Raw genomic sequence first — 1,021 nt, 5'->3', positions numbered from 1 at the left:
TAGAAATGCCTCTAGTTGCTTTATAGTCAATATCTTCAATGCATGCTTGTTCGCGAAGGCGTGCATGTCGTAACTTTCCTAATATAGCCCTCTGCTCGCGGAGCAGAAGTTCTCGTTCCACTAAAAATGCTAAGCGCTCTTCAAAGGATAATGAAGCTGATTCGGGTGTTTGCAACTGCTCTCTGAGAGCCTCTGCCATCCCCATGCACCGTAGTGATTTCAACTGTTCTATTGTCGGTTGTGTTAACATGGTTATCTCCTATGAGTTAAGTGAGTTTTAGTGGTAGTACGCTGAACCACGAACATTGTCATGGTGAGGTCTTGGGGCAGCTTTTATTTCGTGGTCAGACGAAGGCAAAGGCTGCTTATCCAAGTTGTTCTTTAATATTGATTCGATGTTTCTATAGCGAATAGCTCCAAGTGCTAAACCTCGCTGGGCCGCATCTTCCAAGCGTTGTGCCCCATAGCGTTCACCTAGACGTAAGATGCCTAAACAACTACGAAAAGACTGCTCTGGGATTTTATGAAGACTGATAAGCTCCTCTATCAGTGTCTGGGTATATGGCCCTGTAGCTAATGCCCATTTCTTTAAACGCTCAGGAGTCCATTGGGCATAAGCCCGATGATTGGAGGGCATGTGTTCATGAGTCGTTGTATGTCCTGGTTTATAAGCACGAGGATGTATCGCAATGCGTTGCCCATTATAAAAACATTCTATGGTGCTTTGGGTCACGCGAAGCTCAATGGTTTTCTTTAAATACTGGTGCGGGATACTGTAATGGTGTTTTTCAAAAGTTACATGATAATCAATCCCAGCTTTGGCTGTTTTCCATTGAGCAAAACTATAGCGTGTACTGGGCAATGGATTTAGTGCAGGTTTATCCAGAGTCTCATATTGTGAATGCCGTGATCCTTCAAGTTCTTGAAAAGGCCGATCATTGTAGGCTTTAAGCAAAGGCGCTAATGCCTGATTGATTTCAGCAATACTGAAGAAAGTGACATCCCTTAGTGGCGCCAATAT

At 43.9% G+C, this 1,021-nt stretch carries 2 protein-coding genes; both read right to left on the bottom strand.

What is annotated here, in order from left to right:
• A partial coding sequence (locus Lwal_RS05290) for an ATP-binding protein (RefSeq protein WP_193787215.1) occupies nt 1-250 on the bottom strand: 250 nt, incomplete at its 3' end.
• A gap of 27 nt (nt 251-277) precedes the next feature.
• Nucleotides 278-1,021 (bottom strand): transposase (locus Lwal_RS17525; protein ID WP_162264094.1); only part of this gene is annotated, 744 nt, incomplete at its 5' end.

This window comes from Legionella waltersii (assembly GCF_001468085.1).
GTDB lineage: Bacteria > Pseudomonadota > Gammaproteobacteria > Legionellales > Legionellaceae > Legionella > Legionella waltersii.
This window is presented reverse-complemented; position numbering and strand designations above follow the sequence as displayed.